The organism is Microbulbifer sp. CAU 1566, from assembly GCF_023156515.1.
Taxonomy (GTDB): domain Bacteria; phylum Pseudomonadota; class Gammaproteobacteria; order Pseudomonadales; family Cellvibrionaceae; genus Microbulbifer.
On sequence record NZ_JALNMG010000002.1, the window covers coordinates 88,960 to 102,235 of the forward strand.

Genomic DNA, 13,276 nt, shown 5'->3' on the forward strand with positions numbered 1-13,276 from the left:
CAGGTCACTCCTCAGCATGTCTAATTATTCAGCCGCCGAATTATGGCAGGCAATTTATAAGCTGGCGCATTATATCGGTGAACAGCCGGGCCTACCAATTGCAGGAGTTTTCATTTCTGCTGGCAAAAGCGGCGTAATTGCGCGTTTTTTGCGGTTCGGAATAGGGCGGATTTATGGCCTGAAATTGATCCTGTGAATGGCTGCTAGGCTTACTATTCAACTATTGATTTTGGATTGTGAAAGGGCCAACATACACGCCGCTCAAACAACTGTTTGAACTTGAGGCTGGCTCACAGGTGCCTGAATTTGCTCGCTTGTGGCGGGTTTGGCAGGGCCGCCATAGGACTCGGCCGGGAGGCTGCCCGAGTTACCCATGTTGTGCCCCAGTCGTTTTGGCTGCCGGGTCGCAACTTCTAAGTAGACTACTGAGACGGGATTTTCATGAAAGTTCTTGTAGCTGTGAAACGCGTTGTCGATTACAACGTGAAAGTTCGCCCGAAGGCGGACGGTTCGGATGTGGACATTGCCAATGTAAAGATGTCCATCAACCCCTTTTGTGAGATCGCTGTTGAAGAAGCGGTGCGCTTGAAAGAGAAGGGTGTGGTCAGCGAGATCATCGCTGTTTCCATGGGGCCCAAACAGTGTCAGGAACAGATTCGTACTGCTCTCGCACTGGGTGCCGATCGCGGTATCCAGGTGGAAACTGACGCGGAGCTGCAGCCGCTGGCAGTCGCCAAGTGCCTGAAGGCCATCGTCGAGAAGGAAGAGCCTCAGCTGGTTATCCTGGGCAAGCAGTCCATCGACGGCGACAACAACCAGACTGGCCAGATGCTGGCAGCGCTGACTGGCATGGGTCAGGGCACTTTTGCGTCTGAAGTCAACGTCGAAGAGGGTTCGGTGAAAGTGACCCGCGAAATCGACGGCGGTCTGCAGACCGTTGAGCTCAAGCTGCCTGCAGTGGTAACCACCGATCTGCGCCTGAATGAGCCGCGTTATGCGTCTCTCCCCAACATCATGAAGGCGAAGAAAAAGCCTCTGGATGTGACCAACCCGGACGAACTGGGTGTGGACATCGCCCCGCGCACCAAAACCCTGAAAGTTGAGCCGCCGGCCGAGCGCCAGGCAGGCGTCAAGGTTGCCGATGTAGCGGAACTGGTAGAAAAACTGAAAAGCGAGGCGAAAGTAATCTGATGAGCATTCTTGTAATTGCAGAGCACGATAACGCCGAGCTGAAAGGCGCAACCCTGAATACAGTCGCAGCGGCCAAAGCCATCGGTGGTGATATCGATGTTCTGGTTGCCGGCAGCGGCTGTGGTGCCGTTGGTGAAGCAGCGGCCAAAGTAGAAGGCGTTAACAAGGTTTTGGTGGCTGATAACGCCGCTTATGAACACCAGCTGGCAGAAAATGTCGCCAAGCTGGTCGCCGATCTGGGCAAAAACTACAGCCATGTGCTGGCCCCGGCAACCACCACCGGCAAGAATATGCTGCCGCGCGCAGCTGCGCTGCTGGATGTTCAGCCTATTTCCGACATCATTGCGGTGGAAGGTCCCGATACCTTCAAGCGTCCTATTTATGCGGGCAACGTGATTGCTACCGTGCAGAGCTCTGACGCCATCAAGGTTGCGTCTGTGCGTACCACGGCATTTGACCCAGTGGCTGCAGAAGGTGGAAGCGCAACTGTTGAAACCGTGGAGCTGGTGGATGACGCGGGTGTTTCCAAGTTTGTCGGTGAAGAGCTGGCCGTTTCCGACCGTCCGGAGCTGACCGCTGCTCGTGTTGTGATCTCTGGTGGCCGCGGCATGCAGAACGGCGAAAACTTTGAGCTGCTGAACAAGGTGGCAGACAAGCTGGGTGCTGCAGTTGGCGCCTCCCGCGCAGCGGTAGACGCCGGTTTTGTGCCCAATGATATGCAGGTTGGTCAGACCGGCAAAATCGTTGCTCCGGACCTCTATATCGCAGTGGGTATTTCCGGCGCCATTCAGCACCTGGCGGGTATGAAGGACTCCAAGGTGATTGTGGCCATCAACAAAGATGAAGAGGCGCCGATCTTCTCGGTGGCTGATTACGGCCTGGTAGCCGATTTGTTTGATGCGGTGCCAGAGTTGGAAACCAAACTGTAATAGTTGGTACATATACTCTGACTGGGAAAAGGGCGGCGAAAGCCGCCTTTTTCTTTGGTGGAAACTTCATAATCCGCGGTTTAATTGGTATTTGAGTACTAGATTCAGGGGAATGGTTGGCTAATTTTTGGTCTTTACGCCCCATAACATTGCCTTTCGGGAGGCAAGCCTAGAGAATAGGCGCCAATTAAGAGAAACAAGCTGTCTGTGGTACAGCCGAGACGGGTTTAGTCATGTCTTTGGTAAAGCGCACAATTTCATCTGCTCTGCAGGCCCCTGGCGCTGCGGGTAGCAGCACCGCACGGCATAGTCTTTTCGCCACCTTTGCGGTTGTGGGTGGTTGGCTGGCCGTCAATCTGATGGCATACGGGCATCTGGTAATGCCCTCAGAGTCGGGTAGCGGGCTGCTGGTTGAGCGCAATGCGCGGCCTGTAAGTGCGAATACCGCCGAGTCTTTGCCCGCTACGGCATTTTTTGGTGTCGCAGAAGTGAAGAGTGAGGCGGAGCCGGATCTGGATCTGGCCAACATTCCCATTACCCAGCTGAATCTGGTGTTGTCCGGTGTGCTCAGCAGCAGCCTGAGTGACCATGCCAGCGCCCTGGTCGCTGAGCGGGGTAAGCCTGCAGAACGTTTTTACGTAGGACAGTCACTGCCTGGTGGCGCTGAGGTCTATTCTGTCGAGGTTGACCATATTATCCTACGCCGTAACGGTCAGATGGAGAAATTGACCTACCCCGATGCCGATGGGCGTCCGACAGTTCCCAAACAGTACGCTAACTACGCGCGCGAGGCTGCCAAGGTCATCAGTGCCAATGCAACCAGCGACCGCGCGGATCGACAGCAATCCATCAAGGAGCGCCTGGAGCAACTGCGTGAAATGGCCCGTGAGCGCCAAGGGGGGCGGGACACTCGCTAAAGTAGGCAACGGCTGTTTTTTGGGTAGCAGCTGTTTTTGAAGACCAATAACTTACTGAACACATAAGAATCAGAGTCAGAATTATAATGATGAGCTTGTTTCACCGACGGCTAGTTGCAGTCGCCTTGGGTTTTTTGTTGTCGTTTTCGGTGCTGGCTCAGTCTCCCGTGGAAAGGGTAACCCTTTCACTGGATAACGCCGATATCCGTGACCTGATCAATTGGGCTGCGGACTTCACTGGCAAAAATATCATTGTTCACCCCAATGTTAAGGGCAAGGTGACCGTCGTTGCCGGTGACCCCATGACCCATGAACAGGCGTTCGACGTGTTTATGTCGGTGCTGCAGGTGAACGGTTTCAGTCTGGTGGAGCAGGGGGATGCCTGGAAAGTGGTCCCGGATGCCCTTGCGAAACAGCAGGCAATCCCCGTTGTTGATGAGACGACCCGAGCACCTGGCGAAGCGCTGGTGGTGCGTACGGTAAAGGTCGAAAACATCTCCGCGGCACAGCTGATTGCGATGCTGCGTCCGCTGATTCCTCAAACCGGCCACCTGGCTGCCTACGCCGACACCAATACCCTGATTGTGGCGGATCGCTCGGCAAACATTGAGCAGATCGTACGCCTGATCAAGCAGCTCGATCGCGCGGGTGCCATTGATATCGAGTTGGTTCCGCTGGAATTTGCCTCTGCGAAAGAGGTCAAGCAGGTCATCAATGAGTTGCTTCAGGGTGGCGGCAAACAGGCGGGCAACGATGTACAGCCGCTACGCATCGCCGTGGATGAACGCTCCAACAGTATTCTGCTGACCGGTGACCCGGTAACCCGCACCCAGCTCAAAAAAGTGATTCAGCGCCTTGACCAGCCGTTGACCGGTGAGGGTAATACCGCCGTGGTTTACGTGCAGTACGCCAGTGCTGCCGACTTGAAGCCTATTCTTGAAGGGATGAGCGGCAGTATCCAGAAAACCGAAAAAGATCAGCAGGTCGCGGATGTTGAAGTCAGCATCCAGGTTAATGAAGAACTGAATGCACTGGTATTGACCGCGCCGCCCTCGTTGCTGGATACCATGAAAGGCGTCATTGCCAAACTTGATGTGCGCCGCGCGCAGGTCCTGATTGAGGCCATCATCGTCGAAGTGACCGAAGGCACGGGCAACAAGCTCGGGGTCAAATGGATTGCCGGTAACGATGACGATGTTTTCGCGGGCTTCCAGAACGATTTTGCGGAAACCCCGATTATTGATGCCGACGGCAATGTGCTGTCCGAGGTCAATCCGTTCTCGCTGGATCCGGCGAATCTGGTCCGCCAGGGCCTGAACCTCGGTTTCCTCAGCGGCACGGATGTGCGTGTTGCGATCAATGCGCTGGCGAATGAAAACAACGCGAATATTCTCTCTACACCAACCATCATGGCCCTGGACAATGAAGAGGCCGAGATTCTGGTTGGTCAGAACGTACCCTTCATTACCGGTGAGCAATTGCTGTCCGGTAGTAACAACGATCCTTTCACCACCATCCAGCGGCAGGACGTGGGCACCACCCTCAAGGTAATTCCCCGGGTCAATAACAACAATTCCGTCACCCTGGAAATTGAACAGAAGGTTGAAAACGTGCTGCCGGTTGCCAGTTCCGCAGCCTCGGATATTGTGACCAGCAAGCGCGAAATCCGCACTAAGGTACTGATCGATGACGGCGCCATCCTGGTGTTGGGTGGCCTGATCGAAGACAAAGTGACGGAAATCAACGAAAAAGTCCCCTTGCTCGGCGACATCCCGGGTATTGGTCGTCTGTTCCGCAATTCCGACAAGTCGGTGGATAAGACCAACCTGATGGTATTCCTGCGTCCGAAAATTCTGAGCACTCAGATTGCAGGCTATGAAGAAACCCGTCGCCGTTACCGCGCGATGCAGGAGCGTCAGCTCAGATTGCGCGACAATACCAGTAACATCTGGGACTGGAACCGCGGTGAAATCCTGCCGGATCTACTGCCGCCGCCTGCCAGTGCGCAACAACAGGAAGAGACTCTTCCGCTGGAGCCTGAGGCGGTCAAGTGATGACAGAAGTCACGCTCAAGCGACTACCTTACGCCTTTGCCAAGCGCCACCAGGTATTGCTGGCAGAGGTGGATGGCACCCCGGTATGCCAGTACGTGGCGCCACTGAATCCCACTGTGCTCGCAGAAGTTCAGCGCCTGTGTGAATTGCCGCTCGGGATCGCAGCGGTAGACGCCGACGATTTCCAGCAGTCGTTGCAGCGGCAATACGAAAACCGCGAAGGCGGTAATCTTTCCGACGTTGAAGGGTTAGGGGACGACCTGGATCTGGCTGCAGTCGCTGATTCACTGCCGGAAACAGAAGACCTTTTGGAGCAAGAGGACGATGCGCCTATCGTCCGTCTGATCAATGCCATTTTTGCCGAATCCCTCAAGCAGGGCGCTTCGGATATTCATATTGAAACCTTTGAAAAGCGCCTGGTCGTACGCTTCCGAGTGGATGGCGTACTGCGGGAAGTGTTGCAGCCGCGCCGTGCACTGGCACCGCTACTGGTGTCGCGGATCAAGGTAATGGCGAAAATGGACATCGCGGAGAAGCGGGTCCCCCAAGACGGCCGTATTTCCCTGCTGATGGGTGGCCGCGAGGTGGATGTGCGTGTTTCAACCATGCCATCGTCTGCCGGAGAGCGGGTGGTCATGCGTCTGCTGGACAAGCAGGCGGGCAAGATGGATATGCGTCAGCTGGGGATGGCAGACCGGGATCTGCGGGTCATTACTGAGCTTCTCGGGCGGCCCCACGGTATCTTGCTGGTTACGGGCCCTACCGGCTCCGGTAAAACCACCACCTTGTACGCGGGCCTCTCAAGCATCAATAACCGCGAAAAGAACATTCTCACCGTGGAAGACCCGGTGGAATACAACCTGGAGGGCGTTGGGCAGACCCAGGTGAATACCAAAGCGGACATGACCTTTGCCCGCGGTTTGCGCGCCATTTTGCGCCAGGATCCCGATGTGGTGATGGTCGGTGAGATTCGCGACCTGGAAACCATGCAGATTGCCATTCAGGCGAGTTTGACCGGTCACCTGGTGCTTTCCACCCTGCACACCAATACCGCGTTGGGTGCGGTTACCCGACTGGTAGATATGGGGATTGAGCCCTTCCTGCTGTCTTCGAGCATTATCGGCGTACTGGCACAGCGCCTGGTGCGGGTGCTGTGCCCTGATTGTCGCCAGCCACACGAAGCGGATGCGTTCGAGCGCAGGATGCTTGGGCTGGAAGAGGGGGCACCGGGTACCATCTACGGCCCTGGCGGCTGTGACAAATGCAACCACAGTGGTTATCTCGGTCGTATAGGTATCTATGAATTAGTGCCAGTGAATGAGAAGCTACGGCAAATGATGCACGACCGCGCCTCTGAGAGCGCGCTGGTTCAAGAGGCCCGCAAGTTGGGGCCCAGCATCCGCGACGATGGCATGGCCAAAGTACTGGCCGGAATCACTTCACTGGAAGAAGTACTGCGGGTAACCCAGGAGTCCTGAGATGGGTGCTTTCGAGTACACCGCCCTCAACAGCGGCGGCCGCAAAAATCGTGGCACGCTGGAAGCCGACAGTGCCAAAGCCGCGCGCCAGCAGTTGCGCGCCAAAGGGTTGATTCCCCTGGAAGTGAGCGCGGCTGCAGAAACCTCAGCTGCTGGCGGTGCCAGCCTGCTCTCCGGTAGCCCGGGGCTGGGTATCAAGCCCCTGGCCCTTCTTACCCGTCAGATTGCGACCCTGTTGCGGGCCGGCATCCCCCTGGAAGAAACCCTCAGTGCGATAGCCAACCAGTCCCGCAATCAGAAGGTGCGGCGTATCGTGCTGGCTGTGCGCGCCAAGGTGCTGGAAGGCCACAGTTTCGCCCAGGCCCTGGGGAGCTTTCCGCGGGCGTTTCCCAAGCTTTATCGCGCCACCGTAGAGGCGGGGGAGCACTCCGGACATCTGGACGAGGTACTTGAGCGTCTTGGCGACTACACCGAGAGCCAGCAACAGTTCCGGCAGAAGGTTCAGTTGGCCCTGATATACCCGCTGGTTCTGGTGGTGATCTGTGTGCTGGTGGTTACCGGCCTGATGGTCTACGTCGTCCCAGACGTCATCGAAGTCTTTACTGGAACCGGCCAGCAGTTGCCACTCGCTACCCGAATTCTGGTTTCCCTCAGTGATTTCATTTCCGCCTGGGGCTGGCTGATTCCCCCGGTCCTTGTGCTGCTAGTGGTTGGCTGGATGCTGTTATTGCGCCGTGACGGTTTCCGTTACCGCTACCATCACCGACTGCTGGAGATGCCGGTCATTGGCTGGCTGGTGAGGGGCGGGCAGAGCGCGCGCTACGTGGGTACGCTGGCGATCCTGACGGGCAGCAGTGTGCCGTTGGTGCAGGCGATGGGCATTGCCAGTGGCGTAATGAGCAACGACTATTTGAAAGCGCGGCTTCAGGTTGCGCAGAAATTCGTACGGGAGGGCGGCAGTCTTCGCCGCGCCCTGGAGGATGTGGAATATTTTCCTCCAATGATGATCTATATGATCGCCAGTGGTGAATCTTCTGGCACGCTCGACCAGATGCTGGTGCGGGCAGCGGAAAATCAGGAGCAGGACCTGCAGGGGGCGGTGACCGCCTTCGTGAGTCTGTTTGAGCCCATCATGCTACTGGTCATGGCGGCTATAGTGCTGTTTATTGTGATGGCCATCATGATGCCGATCATGAATATGAACCAGTTGGTTGGTTGATAAATTGTTCAGCACGGTCAATTAGTGGACAATGTTTTACGTTTGAACTCGCGAGGTGAGGAATGAAAAATCTGCGCAAGAGTCAGGGGTTTACCCTGATCGAAATCATGGTTGTGATCGTGATTCTTGGCGTGCTGGGCGCCATGGTGGTTCCGAGTATTCTCGGTAAAACCGGTGAAGCCCGCATTAAAGCGGCCAAGTCCGACCTGCGGACCATTGAAACGGCGCTGGACATGTACCGCATGGACAACTTTGTCTACCCCAGCTCCGAGCAGGGGCTGCAGGCTCTGGTAACCAAGCCTTCCGGTTTCCCGGAAGCCAAAAACTGGAACGAGCCCTACCTGAAGCGTGAAGCCAAGGATCCTTGGGGTAATCTCTACCAGTACATCAGCCCGGGCAGCGCTGGCGCTTACGACCTGTTCAGCCTCGGAGCGGATGGCAAGCCCGGTGGTGAAGGCGAGGCCGCCGACCTGTTTGCCTCAGAACTCTGAGGCTGACGGGAAGCCTCATGCGCGTCACAGCCCGCCGCCAAAGGGGATTTACCCTGATCGAACTGCTGGTGGTGATGGTGATCATCGCCTCGCTGGCGGGTATGGCGACGCTTTCCCTGGGAAATACGGACACCCGTCATTGGACCGGGGAAGTTCAGCGGCTCGGCAATCTTTTGCAGCTGGTTGCCGATCGCGCGTTGATCGATAAGGCGCACTACGGTGTTGTTTTTGAGGAAAACAGCTATCAGGTTGTGCGTTATGACACATCGACGATGAAATGGCAGCCGATTGATTTTTCGGCGACCCCGAATGCTGCCAATGCCCGACGCTTCAGTGCCCACGAGCTGCCCGTAAATATGCGGCTCGAAATCCTCTCGCAAACCGAACTTCCCGGTGCCAACAGCAAAGATACGACGTTCGGCGGCAGTCGTAAGGACAGTAAGGTTGGCAAGAAGGGCAAGGATGACGAAGTACTTCCCCAGTTTGCCGCGCTTTCCAGCGGTGAAGTGTTACCGGTGGAAATTGCCTTATTCCTTTTGAAAAGCGGCGATATAGGCCGTGGCGCCATCATTTCCTACAGTACTTTGCACGGCATGGAGCTTGAGTGGGATGCCGATGATTACTGAGTCAGCAGTCACCGGCGCTCGTGGCCAGCGCGGCTTCACCCTGGTTGAGGTGATGGTCGCCCTGGTCATTTTCGGGGTGATTGCCGCCAGTGTCCTCAAAACCCTACAGGACAGCGTACGCCAGCAGACGGCACTGGAAGAGCGCCTCACGGCCAACTGGGTGGCCCAGCAGGCGCTTGCGGAAATTCGCTTGCGCACTGATTGGCCGCCCCTGGGCAAAAAAAACGAGAAGGTTCTGCTGGCCGGGCGCGAGTGGCAAGTCTCGGCGGAAGTCAAAAGCACCAGTGAACCGCGCATGCGGCATATCATCGTGCAGGTTGGTTGGCCTGAAAAACCGCCAATACTGACCATCGACTCCTGGGTAGCGCAATCCATTGCGGCGGCGTCCAGTTCCAGCTCCGGAGGTACGGGGCCGTGAAGCAACAAGTGCGAAAGCCGCCACTGCGCCCGTCACAGGGCTTTACCCTGATTGAAGTCATCGTTGTACTGGTGATCGTTTCTATCATCGGTATCGGTTCCTACTCCCTACTGGAAACCTTTTTCACCACAGACCGGGTGCTGACCGCACGCGCGGATGAACTGCGCCGCCTGTCGATGGCCATGTACCGATTGGATGACGACCTGCGCCAGCTAACGGTTCGCCCAATCAAAAACGGGTATAGCGGCTACGAGCCGGCCTTTCAGGGGGGCAGTAATGAATTTGAATTTACACGTCTTGGCGCCGCCAATCTGACCGGGGAGCCCCGCGGTAACCTGCAGCGTTTGCACTACGGCATTGGCTACCCGGAGGAAGAGGAGCGGGAACGCTACCAGCCGGAAGTCGACGATGACACAGCATTGTTGCTGCGCAGTCGCTGGCGAATTCTGGACCGCGGTCCAGATTCAGAGCCAGTAGCTGAACCCATTCTCGACGGCGTTATGGATCTCAGCCTGCGCTATTTTGATCGGGATACCGAGGCATGGCTGTCGCAGTGGCCTCCGGCGTCTTCCATGACGACGCCCGGCGCCGTGGATTTGCGCTTGCCGAAAGCGATCGAGGTCAGGCTGGTCACCAGAACCGGGGGTGAAATGCTCCGCGTTTTTCAGCTCCCCGAATATACCGTGGTCGCAGGTACCGGGTCGGGCGGCTCTGGTGGCGGCAACGGCAGGGACGATGACGAACAGGCGGGCGACGACAACGGGGATTCCGACGGCAGCGACGCTGGCGGCGGTGACTCACGTGATGATTCGGGCAGTGACTCGGGCCGAGAGAATGACGGATCTGGCGATGGCAACGGCCGCGACGGTGAGGGCAGGCAATGACCCCCTTAAGCCTGAAGCGCCAGCGCGGTGTCGCGCTGATTACGGTACTGCTGGTGATGGTCATTGCGATCGCCGCGGTCACCCATGCGGTGACCCGCAATCGCCTGGCCATATCCCGTACCAGTGCCATCCTGGCCAATACCCAGTTGGCGGAATTCGTTCACGGCGCTGAGGCTTGGGCGATCATCGCTTTGGAGAAGGATTTCGAAGAGGATCGCACCGCCGGTACTGCCAGCGATAACCTGCTGGAACCCTGGGCACAGCGACTTACGGAATTCAATCCGGATAACGGTAAGATCCGCATACAAATCAAAGACTTACAGTCCTGTTTTAATGTAAATAATTTAACCCTCGGTCGAACTTCGGGCTCTGCGGCCAAAGGCACCGGCGACGCCGCGGTGCTACAGCGATTGGTGCGCAATCTCGGTGCCCGCGCGGACCTTGCGCTCGCGATTGAAGACTGGCTCGATCCTGGCGATACACCCCTGGCATCGGGCACGGAAGATACGGGTTATCTCGGTCTGGAGCTGGCTTACCGCACCCCGGATACTTTCATTACTGACGAATCTGAATTGAGTGCGGTACAGGGTATTGAACCGGAAGAGTGGCAGTTGATTGCGCCGGAGCTATGCGCACTGCCCGAATCGGGAACCAAGGTCAACGTGAACACAGCCTCAGAGCAGTTGCTCGCGGCCATGTTCCCGTCGGCAAATATCCCGGGGTTAATCAACCAGCGAGAGTCCGGAACCGTATTTACCCAGATGGCGGACCTGAGCGCTTTCAGTATCACCGGCGGGGGAGAACTGGATTTCAACAGCGCGTATTATGTTGCGCATATCGCGGTGCAGCTGGGCCTGGAGCATCGGCAATACTGGGAGTCGGTTCTGAAGCTCGACACCACCACCGGCAGTGTAAAAGTTATACAGCGCCAAAGGCGCGAATTTTCCGGGCAGTTTTTGCAGGAATTACTGGGGGAATAATTGAGCCAGGAACTGAAATTATTGCGGCTGCGAGAGGCTGGAGCCGGGTCGCTCGATGGCGAACATGCAGTGGCGCCCAATGGCGTTGTCGTACAGTGCTGGACCGAGAACGGGTGGCAAACAGTTTCCGTCGATGACCAGTTTCGTCGTGCCTTTGCGGCGGAGAGTGGCGAGCAGCAGGGTTTCACTCTGGACACTGCCGACCAGCGGGGCACTCCGTTGGATCCGTCAGCGAGCGATGTGACGGCTGAGGCCCTGACGTTTGACGAAGGACAGCGAGCCCTGATTTTGCTGCCGGGCGGCTGGGTCTGGAATGGGCTTGAAACGGTACCGCGTGCAGCACGCCGGCAAAGTAGCGCCGTTGGTTATATGGTGGAAGAGCAGCTCGCGGAAGATGTGGAAGACCTGCATTTTGTCTGCGAGCCGGTCCTTGGCGACCTCTGTAGTGTCATGGCCGTTGCCTCGGACAAGCTCAGCGCCCTCAAAAGCCAGATTGAGCGCCTCCAGTGGCCCGTGATAGCGGCTATTCCCGAATACCGATTACTCGCTATGTCAGCGACTCCCGGCCAGTCGGCACTCTGGTTGGAGCGTGATCGCGCGCATTTCTGGCAGGCGGCGGGCCGGGGCCTCACGGTAAACCGGCCGCTGGCAGGCGTTGTGGCGGAAAGCCTGTTTGCCCCAGAGGACACCGGTGACGACGCCGAGCCGATCGTGGCAGCGAGTGAGGGAGAGGCTCCCAGCCTGCGCCTGCTGGGTGAGCCGACGGATCTTGAGTTGGCGACATTCCAGCAACTGGGTAGCGTGGATTGCGCTACCGGAGACCCGATTGCAGGGCTGCTGAAGGCCGTACCCTCGCAAGTGCCAGGCAATTTGCTCAGTGGTGAATACCAGGTGTCACTGCATAGCGCTCAGGGTCCCTGGTGGAAAAAGCCGGCGATCGCCGTGGCCGCCTGCTTTGCGCTCCAGTTACTGTTTTTTCTGGGGGCTGGGACCTATTACAGCCTGCAGGCCAGCAAGGCGGACGACACTGCGCGTAACCTGTTCACCGAAATTTTTCCCGGGGATACCCCGAGTGCAGACTTGCGGCGCCAGGTCACCGGTTATCTCAATCAAGCCTCCGGTGGTGGCGGTGAGTTTGCCGGTCAGTTGCAGCAGTTGAGTAAGGTCTGGAGTACCGGTAAACCGGGGGATCTCAAACTGCAGTCCCTTCGTTTTGATGGCAATCGCGGCGAGCTGGTATTGCAGCTGAGGGCGGCCAATCTTGGCCAGCTAGACGAAGTGGTCGGCAAGCTCAGCAGCAGCCAGTACAAGGCCGAGCTATTGGCGGCCAATGAACTGGAAGAGGGTGTATCCGGGCGTATCCGGTTGAAATAAATGATGAAAGCAGGATCGACAGTTGCCTTGCCAGGCATCGACAATAACAGTGCCAAGCCAATAACCAATATGAAGCAGACAATTGAACAATGGCGCCACAAGTGGGCTGCGCTACCTCCCAATGACCAGCGGGCCCTGGGGCTGCTCGGGTTGTTCCTGGGGGTAATGATCATTGTGTTTGGACTGTTCAAGCCCACCCAGTCTTTTTTTGAGACGGCCCGTAGTGAAGCGGAGCAGTCCCGTGAGTTGGTCAGCTGGATAGAGAAACAGAGGCCACAGTTGGAGCGTATCCAGCGTTCCAGTGGCGGCCAGTCCCAGGCGCAAGGCACCTTGTTGCAGAGGGTCACAGCGGCTGCCAACAATCATCAAGTCACCATTAAGCGCTTTGAGCCGGAGGGCAGCGGTCGCATCCGTCTCTGGATTGATGAGGTCCGCTATCAGGATCTGCAGCCCTGGTTGAACACGCTCCTGCAGCAGCGTTTTGTCATTCGCACGGTCAGTGTGGACGCACTGGGCGAAGAGGGCATGGTTTCCGTCCGGCTGACCCTGGAGCGCTAATTTTTAGTGCTGACCTAGGCAACCTACGAGTGATAGCGCTGCCATAAAAAAGGGTGGCGCCACATCGTGCTACCGAGCCTCACTGATGTGGGGCGAGGTTCCCTCGACTTTAAAGCTTTCACATATTCCAGACCCAAAATTGATCTAGCATTCTGAT

The 13,276-nt window shown here is 57.1% G+C and carries 14 protein-coding genes; all 14 read left to right on the forward strand.

Features of this window, described 5'->3' with window-relative positions; genetic code table 11:
- Positions 1–16 precede the first annotated feature (16 nt).
- Entirely contained in the window at positions 17–196 is a 180-nt protein-coding gene (locus tag M0G74_RS05515) for a hypothetical protein (RefSeq protein WP_160153715.1), read from the forward strand.
- 245 nt (positions 197–441) lie between these two features.
- Positions 442–1,191 carry an electron transfer flavoprotein subunit beta/FixA family protein gene (locus M0G74_RS05520; RefSeq protein ID WP_248215454.1) on the forward strand — a complete coding sequence of 250 codons (750 nt, stop codon included), beginning with the start codon at positions 442–444 and terminating at the stop codon, positions 1,189–1,191.
- Complete coding sequence (locus tag M0G74_RS05525; RefSeq protein ID WP_248215456.1) at positions 1,191–2,120, forward strand: FAD-binding protein; 930 nt, start codon at positions 1,191–1,193, stop codon at positions 2,118–2,120. Before M0G74_RS05520 ends, M0G74_RS05525 begins: the two co-directional genes overlap by 1 nt.
- Positions 2,121–2,353: 233 nt before the next feature.
- Complete coding sequence (locus M0G74_RS05530) at positions 2,354–3,037, forward strand: type II secretion system protein N (protein WP_248215458.1); 684 nt, start codon at positions 2,354–2,356, stop codon at positions 3,035–3,037.
- A gap of 167 nt (positions 3,038–3,204) precedes the next feature.
- Positions 3,205–5,091, forward strand: a complete 1,887-nt coding sequence (gspD, locus tag M0G74_RS05535) for a type II secretion system secretin GspD (RefSeq protein WP_248215464.1) — start codon at positions 3,205–3,207, stop codon at positions 5,089–5,091.
- Positions 5,091–6,569, forward strand: coding sequence for a type II secretion system ATPase GspE (gene gspE, locus M0G74_RS05540; protein WP_248215465.1), 1,479 nt, complete (start codon positions 5,091–5,093; stop codon positions 6,567–6,569). The genes gspD and gspE overlap by 1 nt, the downstream gene beginning before the upstream one ends.
- Before the next feature lies 1 nt (position 6,570).
- A complete protein-coding gene (gene gspF / locus M0G74_RS05545; RefSeq protein WP_248215467.1) occupies positions 6,571–7,788 on the forward strand; it encodes a type II secretion system inner membrane protein GspF in 1,218 nt (405 codons plus the stop codon).
- A gap of 62 nt (positions 7,789–7,850) precedes the next feature.
- The gene (gspG, locus tag M0G74_RS05550; protein WP_160153708.1) at positions 7,851–8,279 is read left to right on the forward strand and encodes a type II secretion system major pseudopilin GspG; all 429 of its coding nucleotides are present in this window, start codon (positions 7,851–7,853) and stop codon (positions 8,277–8,279) included.
- A gap of 17 nt (positions 8,280–8,296) precedes the next feature.
- Positions 8,297–8,905: a type II secretion system protein gene (locus M0G74_RS05555; RefSeq protein WP_248215470.1), complete on the forward strand. Its 609-nt coding sequence runs from the start codon at positions 8,297–8,299 to the stop codon at positions 8,903–8,905.
- A complete protein-coding gene (gene gspI, locus M0G74_RS05560) occupies positions 8,889–9,323 on the forward strand; it encodes a type II secretion system minor pseudopilin GspI (RefSeq protein WP_248215473.1) in 435 nt (144 codons plus the stop codon). Before M0G74_RS05555 ends, gspI begins: the two co-directional genes overlap by 17 nt.
- Positions 9,320–10,207: a type II secretion system minor pseudopilin GspJ gene (gene gspJ / locus M0G74_RS05565; RefSeq protein WP_248215475.1), complete on the forward strand. Its 888-nt coding sequence runs from the start codon at positions 9,320–9,322 to the stop codon at positions 10,205–10,207. Before gspI ends, gspJ begins: the two co-directional genes overlap by 4 nt.
- Positions 10,204–11,187, forward strand: coding sequence for a type II secretion system minor pseudopilin GspK (gene gspK, locus M0G74_RS05570; RefSeq protein ID WP_248215478.1), 984 nt, complete (start codon positions 10,204–10,206; stop codon positions 11,185–11,187). Before gspJ ends, gspK begins: the two co-directional genes overlap by 4 nt.
- Positions 11,188–12,561 (forward strand): type II secretion system protein GspL, encoded by a 1,374-nt coding sequence (gene gspL / locus M0G74_RS05575; RefSeq protein ID WP_248215480.1) that lies wholly within the window; start codon positions 11,188–11,190, stop codon positions 12,559–12,561.
- Positions 12,562–13,119 carry a type II secretion system protein M gene (locus M0G74_RS05580; protein ID WP_248215482.1) on the forward strand — a complete coding sequence of 186 codons (558 nt, stop codon included), beginning with the start codon at positions 12,562–12,564 and terminating at the stop codon, positions 13,117–13,119.
- Positions 13,120–13,276: the final 157 nt, after the last annotated feature.

What these genes read in the sequence shown, in the direction of transcription:
- gspI (WP_248215473.1), top strand. Translation starts at nt 8,889, where the DNA reads ATGCCGATGATTACTGAGTCAGCAGTCACCGGCGCTCGTGGCCAGCGC.
- M0G74_RS05525 (WP_248215456.1), top strand. Translation starts at nt 1,191, where the DNA reads ATGAGCATTCTTGTAATTGCAGAGCACGATAACGCCGAGCTGAAAGGC.
- M0G74_RS05580 (WP_248215482.1), top strand. Translation starts at nt 12,562, where the DNA reads ATGATGAAAGCAGGATCGACAGTTGCCTTGCCAGGCATCGACAATAAC.
- M0G74_RS05515 (WP_160153715.1), top strand. Translation starts at nt 17, where the DNA reads ATGTCTAATTATTCAGCCGCCGAATTATGGCAGGCAATTTATAAGCTG.
- M0G74_RS05520 (WP_248215454.1), top strand. Translation starts at nt 442, where the DNA reads ATGAAAGTTCTTGTAGCTGTGAAACGCGTTGTCGATTACAACGTGAAA.
- M0G74_RS05555 (WP_248215470.1), top strand. Translation starts at nt 8,297, where the DNA reads ATGCGCGTCACAGCCCGCCGCCAAAGGGGATTTACCCTGATCGAACTG.
- gspE (WP_248215465.1), top strand. Translation starts at nt 5,091, where the DNA reads ATGACAGAAGTCACGCTCAAGCGACTACCTTACGCCTTTGCCAAGCGC.
- gspF (WP_248215467.1), top strand. Translation starts at nt 6,571, where the DNA reads ATGGGTGCTTTCGAGTACACCGCCCTCAACAGCGGCGGCCGCAAAAAT.
- gspG (WP_160153708.1), top strand. Translation starts at nt 7,851, where the DNA reads ATGAAAAATCTGCGCAAGAGTCAGGGGTTTACCCTGATCGAAATCATG.
- M0G74_RS05530 (WP_248215458.1), top strand. Translation starts at nt 2,354, where the DNA reads ATGTCTTTGGTAAAGCGCACAATTTCATCTGCTCTGCAGGCCCCTGGC.
- gspK (WP_248215478.1), top strand. Translation starts at nt 10,204, where the DNA reads ATGACCCCCTTAAGCCTGAAGCGCCAGCGCGGTGTCGCGCTGATTACG.